The organism is Nocardia lijiangensis NBRC 108240, from assembly GCF_001613045.1.
Lineage (GTDB): Bacteria > Actinomycetota > Actinomycetes > Mycobacteriales > Mycobacteriaceae > Nocardia > Nocardia lijiangensis.
This window is the reverse complement of the sequence record NZ_BDBP01000177.1, coordinates 1-6,377: the sequence shown is the minus strand read 5'-3', so window position 1 is coordinate 6,377 and position 6,377 is coordinate 1. Positions and strand designations below refer to the sequence as shown.

Annotated in this window: 5 protein-coding genes and 1 pseudogene; all 6 read left to right on the top strand. The window is 71.0% G+C overall.

The features are described from left to right. Positions 1–249, top strand: a pseudogene (locus tag NL1_RS38425) (UDP-N-acetylmuramoyl-L-alanyl-D-glutamate--2,6-diaminopimelate ligase); the annotation flags it as partial. A gap of 76 nt (positions 250–325) precedes the next feature. Then, a complete protein-coding gene (locus NL1_RS35370; RefSeq protein ID WP_067849181.1) occupies positions 326–1,843 on the top strand; it encodes a UDP-N-acetylmuramoyl-tripeptide--D-alanyl-D-alanine ligase in 1,518 nt (505 codons plus the stop codon). Positions 1,844–1,883: 40 nt separating this feature from the next. Continuing rightward, a complete protein-coding gene (gene mraY, locus NL1_RS35365) occupies positions 1,884–2,960 on the top strand; it encodes a phospho-N-acetylmuramoyl-pentapeptide-transferase (RefSeq protein ID WP_067849178.1) in 1,077 nt (358 codons plus the stop codon). A gap of 49 nt (positions 2,961–3,009) precedes the next feature. Next, on the top strand, positions 3,010–4,452 hold the full coding sequence (gene murD / locus NL1_RS35360; RefSeq protein WP_067849175.1) for a UDP-N-acetylmuramoyl-L-alanine--D-glutamate ligase: 1,443 nt from the start codon (positions 3,010–3,012) through the stop codon (positions 4,450–4,452). Then, the gene (ftsW, locus tag NL1_RS35355; protein ID WP_067849172.1) at positions 4,449–5,906 is read left to right on the top strand and encodes a putative lipid II flippase FtsW; all 1,458 of its coding nucleotides are present in this window, start codon (positions 4,449–4,451) and stop codon (positions 5,904–5,906) included. Before murD ends, ftsW begins: the two co-directional genes overlap by 4 nt. A 44-nt stretch (positions 5,907–5,950) precedes the next feature. Further along, the coding region (locus tag NL1_RS35350; protein ID WP_174553519.1) for a glycosyltransferase at positions 5,951–6,377 on the top strand (427 nt) is incomplete at its 3' end.

The following is a 6,377-nucleotide window of genomic DNA, read 5'->3' as shown; positions in this document are numbered from 1 at the left end:
CGTGCGGCGATCGCCGCGGGCGCGCTGGCCGTGCCCGCCGACGCGCGCGGCGAGGTCCGCGAGATCGGCGACCGCGCCGCGGCCATCGCCGCAGCGGTGGACTGGGCGCGGCCCGGCGACGCGGTGCTCATCGCGGGCAAGGGGCACGAGGCGGGCCAGGAGATCCAGGGTGTGAAACATCCGTTCGACGACCGCGATGTCACGGCGGATGCCTTGTCGCGCAAGGTGGATGCGGAGGCGCGGGCATGAACTTTCAGGCGGCACAGCATGTTCAGCGAGCACAGCGAAGTCCGCACGGGACGGACGCGGAGGACTTGACGGTTTCATGATCGAGATGACACTGCGGGAGATCGCGGACGTCGTCGGCGGCACGCTGCACGACGTACCCGACCCGGAGGTGCGAGTGACCGGTTCGGTCGAATTCGATTCGCGCCGAATCGGTTCCGGTGATCTGTTTCTCGCCCTGCCTGGCGAGCGGGTCGACGGGCACGAGTACGCGGCGGCCGCGGTGGCCGCGGGCGCGGTGGCGGTGCTCGCCGCGCGCCCGGTCGGCGTGCCCGCCATCGTGGTGACCCCGAGCCCGGGCACGGTGCCCGCGACTTCCGTTGCGCTGATCCATGATTCGGACGGCTCCGGTGCCGCGGTACTCGCCGCGCTCGCCGCTTTGGCTTGCGCCAGCGTCGAACGGCTCACCACCGAAGGCAGCCTCACCGTTGTCGGGGTCACCGGGTCCTCCGGCAAGACCTCCACCAAGGATCTGCTCGCCGCGGTGCTCGCGCCGCTCGGCCCCGTTGTCGCGCCGCCCGGTTCGTTCAACAACGAACTCGGACATCCCTGGACCGCGCTGCGCGCCGACGAGAAGACGCGATTCCTGGTGCTGGAGCTCTCCGCGCGCGGGCCCGGCCACATCGCCGCGCTCGCCCGGGTGGCGCCGCCGAGCATCGGCGTCGTGCTCAATGTCGGCACGGCGCACCTCGGTGAGTTCGGCAGCCGGGAAGCCATCGCGCAGACCAAGGGCGAACTCGTCGAGGCGCTGCCCGCGACCGGTCTCGCCGTGCTCAACGCCGACGACCCGCAGGTGGCCGCGATGGCCGGGCGGACGAAGGCCAAGGTGGTGCGGGTCGGGCAGGCCGCCAACGCCGACATCAGGGCCACCGACGTGCGCCTCGATTCGGAGGCGCGTGCCGGGTTCACGCTGCACACCCCGGTGGGCAGCACGCCGATCCAGCTGGCCGTGCACGGCGAGCATCAGGTCGGCAACGCGCTGTCCGCCGCCGCGGTCGCGCTGGCCTGCGGCGCCGACCTGGCCACCATCGCGCAGGCGCTCTCGGGCGCCCAGCGGGTGTCGGAGCGCCGGATGGACGTGCGCACCACCGCCGATGGCGTCACCGTCGTCAACGACTCCTACAACGCCAATCCCGACTCGGTGCGCGCCGCGCTCAAGGCGCTGGTGACGATGTCGCGCGCGGGAGAGACGCCGCGGCGCAGCTGGGCGGTGCTCGGCGAAATGGCCGAACTGGGTGAGGAATCCGTGATCGAGCACGACGGTATCGGCAGGCTCGCGGTGCGCCTCGACGTGGACCGTCTCCTCGTCGTCGGCACCGGAAGGCCCTCCCGCGCGATGCACCAGGGAGCGGTGATGGAAGGCTCATGGGGCGAGGAGTCGGTCCTCGTGCCCGATATCGGCGCGGCCATCGCGCTGCTCGACGACGAGGTCGAGGCGGGTGATGTGGTGCTGGTCAAGGCGTCCAAGTCGGTCGGCCTCTGGGCCGTCGCCGAACACTTGACCGGCGCGGAACGTGCCACGGGGCGCGGGGGCAGTAGCGCGGAGGCAGGGCAGTGAGCGAGCGGAGCGAACGAGCCATGGGCACAGAGGTGAGGTCGTGAGGCAGATCCTATTCGCGGCGGCGATCGCCCTCGCGGTGTCGATTCTGTTGACCCCGCTGCTGATCAAGTTCTTCGCCAAGCAGGGCTTCGGCCAGGAGATCCGGGTCGACGGTCCGGCCAGCCACCAGGCCAAGCGCGGCACACCGACCATGGGCGGCGTCGCCATCCTGATCGGCATGTGGGCCGGTTACCTCGGCTCGCACCTGATCGGCATCGGCTACGACGCCGAGGGACCGACCGCGTCGGGCATGCTGGTCCTCGGATTGGCCACGGCGCTGGGCGCGGTCGGCTTCACCGACGACTTCATCAAGCTGCGCAAGCAGCGCAACCTGGGCCTCACCGCCGCGGGCAAGTACATCGGCCAGCTCACCTCGGCCGTGATCTTCGGCGTGCTCGCCCTCCAGTTCCGTGGCGAGAACGGCTTGACGCCCGCCAGCCGCCACCTGTCCTACGTTCGCGACATCAACACGGTGTCCGCCGGGGTGATCATCTTCCTCGCGTTCGTCTGCTTCGTGGTCGTCGCCTGGTCCAACGTCGTGAACCTCACCGACGGCCTGGACGGACTGGCCGCGGGATCGATGAGCCTGGTGCTCGGCGGCTACGTGATCATCACGTTCTGGCAGTACTACCACGCGTGCGCGACCAAGCCCGAGACCGGTTGCTACAACGTGCGCGACCCGCTGGACCTGGCGCTGGTCTGCGCGGCGGGCGCCGCGGCGTGCATCGGCTTCCTGTGGTGGAATGCCGCGCCCGCCAAGATCTTCATGGGCGACACCGGTTCGCTGGCCCTCGGCGGTCTGCTCGCGGGCATCTCCATCACGACCAGGACCGAGCTGCTGATGATCGTGATGGGCGCGCTGTTCGTCGCGGAGGGCGTGTCGGTGGTGTTGCAGGTGGCGGTCTTCCGCACCACCCGCAACCGGTTGTTCAAGATGGCGCCGTTCCATCATCATTTCGAGCTCAGCAAATGGGCCGAAACGACTGTGATCATTCGGTTCTGGCTCTTGGCCGCCATGGCCTCCGCAGTCGGCCTCGGCCTGTTCTACAGCGAATACCTCTCTGCGGTCGGGTGAACTAGCGATGGTCGAACATTCTCCGCGGGCCCTCCGATCTCCGGGGCCCATGCTCGAATTCCTGCGCGGCCGTGACGTGCTCGTCGCGGGCTGGGGCGTCTCCGGTCGCTCGCTGGTGGAGCCGCTGCGCGATATCGGCGCGCATCCGGTGGTCACCGACGCGGGCGCCAAGGCGCTCGCCGAGGCGGCCGAACTCGGCCTGGAAGTGGCCAGCTGCGTGGAACTCGAGTCCGCCGACTTGAGCCGCTTCGCGCTGGTCATCACCAGCCCGGGCTGGCGGCCGGACTCGCCGGTGCTGGTCTCCGCGGTCACCGAGGGCATCCCGGTGTGGGGCGATGTCGAATTCGCCTGGTGGGTCGACCAGGCCAGGATCTACGGCCCGGTCCGCAAGTGGCTGGTGGTGACCGGCACCAACGGCAAGACCACCACCACCCAGATGACCCACGCGATCCTGCGCGCCGCGGGCATCGCCAGCGTCGCCTGCGGCAATATCGGCACCCCGATCCTGGACGCGCTGCGCCGCAATCCCGGCCCGCAGGTGCTCGCCGTGGAACTGTCCTCGTTCCAGCTGCACTGGGCGCCTTCGGTCCGGCCCGAGGCGGGCGTGGTGCTGAATGTCGCCGAGGATCACCTGGATTGGCACGGCGGGCTCGACGCCTACGCGGCCGCCAAGGCGCGGGCGCTGGTCGGCCGGGTCGGCGTGGTCGGCCTGGACGATCCGGTGGCGGCCTCGCTGGCCCGCCGCTCCAAGGCTCGCCGCACCGTCGGCTTCCGCATCGGCGTGCCCGCCGACGGTGAGCTGGGCGTGGTGGACGGCAAGCTGCTCGACCGCGCGTTCACCAAGGCCGCGATCCTCGCCGAGGTCGGCGACATCAGCCCGCAGGGGCCCGCCGGTGTCGCCGACGCGCTCGCCGCGGCCGCGCTGACCAGGGCCATCGACGTGGCGCCGCAGTTCGTCAAGGAGGGTCTGCAGGAGCACAAGGTCGGCCCGCACCGCGCGGCCTTCGTGCGCGAGCTGGCCGGCGTCGATTTCGTCGACGACTCCAAGGCCACCAACCCGCACGCCGCGCGGTCCTCGATCCTCGCGCACCCGCACGTCATCTGGGTCGCGGGTGGCCAGCTCAAGGGCGCGGGGGTGGAGGACCTGATCGAGGAGGTCGCCGACCGGCTCGTCGCCGCGGTGCTGATCGGGTCCGACGCGCCGGTGATCGCGGCCGCGTTGGCGCGACACGCGCCCGAGGTCCCCGTCGTCGAGGTACGCGCGGGGGACGATGCTGTGATGGCTGACGACCCGTCGAGATCCGACAAGGCCGACGCCGTCATGGCGCAGGCCGTCCGCGTCGCCGCCGGATTCGCCCGCTCGGGAGACACCGTGCTGCTGGCTCCCGCGGCCGCCTCCCTCGACATGTTCGCCGACTACACCCACCGCGGACGCAGCTTCGCCACCGCGGTGCACACGCTGGAAGACGGTGACATCGGGCGGCCGCTATGACGAAGACAGCGCCCGCGGCCCGGTTCGTGGCATGGCTGGCGCGCCCGCTCGCGTCGTTCCACCTGATCGTCACCATCGCCACCCTGCTCACCGTGCTCGGGCTGGTGATGGTGCTCTCGGCCTCCAGCGTCGAGGCCTACGCCGAGCGCGGCTCGGCGTACTCGCTGTTCGTGCAGCAGGCCATGTTCGCGGCCCTCGGCTGCGTGCTGTTCTATCTCGCGCTGCGCATCCCGATGCGCAGGATGCGGCAGTGGTCGTTCCCTGTCTTCGCGCTGTCGGTGCTCGCGCTGGTGCTGGTGCTCATTCCCGGCATCGGCAGCGAGGTGCAGGGCTCGCGGCGCTGGTTCGACCTCGGGCCGGTATCGGTGCAGCCCTCCGAGATCGTCAAGGTGACGCTCGTGGTGTGGGGCGCGCACCTGCTGGCCTCGCGCCGGTCCGAGCAGGCCGCGCTGAAAGACATTCTGGTGCCGCTGGTTCCGGCGGGCATGCTGGTGTGCCTGCTGGTGGTGCTCGAGCCCAACCTGTCCACCACCATCGCGCTCGGCATCGTGCTGGCCGCGCTGCTGTGGTTCGGCGGGCTTCCGGTGCGGCTGTTCGTCACCATCGCGGTGTCCGGCATGGTGGCCGCGGCGGTGCTCGCCCTGTCCGCCGGCTACCGCTCGGATCGCATGCGCGCCTTCTTCAATCCCGGCGCGGACCCGCAGGGCATCGGCTACCAGGCGCGCCAGGCGCAATACTCGCTGGCCGACGGCGGCATCTGGGGTCGCGGGCTCGGGCAGAGCCGGGCCAAGTGGAGCTATCTGCCCAACTCGCACAACGACTTCATCTTCGCCATCATCGGTGAGGAACTCGGGTTCCTCGGCTGCGCGCTGGTGCTCGGGCTGTTCGCGCTGTTCGTCTACACCGGCCTGCGCATCGCCACCCGTTCGGTGGACCCGTTCCTGCGGCTGCTGACCGCGACCGCGACCACCTGGATCACCGCGCAGGCGCTGATCAACGTCGGGTACGTGGTCGGCCTGCTCCCGGTGACCGGTCTGCAGCTGCCGCTGGTCTCGGCGGGCGGTTCCTCGCTGGCCATCACGCTGTTCATGTTCGGTGTCATCGCCAACGCCGCCCGGCACGAGCCGGAGGCGGTGTCGGCGCTGCAGGCCGGGCAGGACGGGCGCTTCAGCCGTCTGCTGCGGCTACCCAAACCCGAGGCATACTCGCCCGCCAAGGCGGAGGCCGCCAGGGCCCGCAACGCCGCCAAGGCCGCGGCGCAGCGGGCCCGCACCGAACGATCCAGGCAATCCGACCGGTCGCGCCAAGCGCCGCCGCCGCGGCGCGGGCAATCCGGCGGGTCGGCGCGGCGCCGCTCGCCGGAGAGCAGGGGCACCAGTTCGCTGCGTGCCACCAGGGCCTGGGAGCCGAACTATCCGATGCCACACGCAAGAGAACGGGGAAGATCCAGGTGAGTGAACCGCGGCGCGAGCGACGGGCCCGGAGGAGGCAGCGCAGCGTGACCACGGAGGGATCAGGACTTTCGGTGATCGTCGCAGGCGGTGGCACGGCCGGACATGTCGAACCGGCCCTGGCCGTCGCCGATGCACTGCGGCGCCTCGACGATTCGATCCGGGTGACGGCACTGGGCACCGAGCGCGGTCTGGAGACCCGGTTGGTGCCCGAGCGCGGCTATCCCCTCGAGCTGATCCCGCCGGTGCCATTGCCGCGCAAGCTGACCGCGGATCTGCTGCGGCTGCCGGGCCGGGTGCGCGCCTCGGTGGCCAGGACGCGTGCCGTCATCGATGCGGTGCAGGCCGACGTGATCGTCGGCTTCGGCGGCTACGTCGCGCTGCCCGCCTACCTGGCCGCGGGCGGGGGAGTGCTGCGGCGCCGACGCGCGGTGCCGGTCGTCGTGCACGAGGCCAACGCCAAGGCGGGCATCG

Coding starts and splice junctions, on each gene's coding strand:
- NL1_RS35370 (WP_067849181.1), top strand. CDS start 326: ATGATCGAGATGACACTGCGGGAGATCGCGGACGTCGTCGGCGGCACG.
- murD (WP_067849175.1), top strand. CDS start 3,010: ATGCTCGAATTCCTGCGCGGCCGTGACGTGCTCGTCGCGGGCTGGGGC.
- ftsW (WP_067849172.1), top strand. CDS start 4,449: ATGACGAAGACAGCGCCCGCGGCCCGGTTCGTGGCATGGCTGGCGCGC.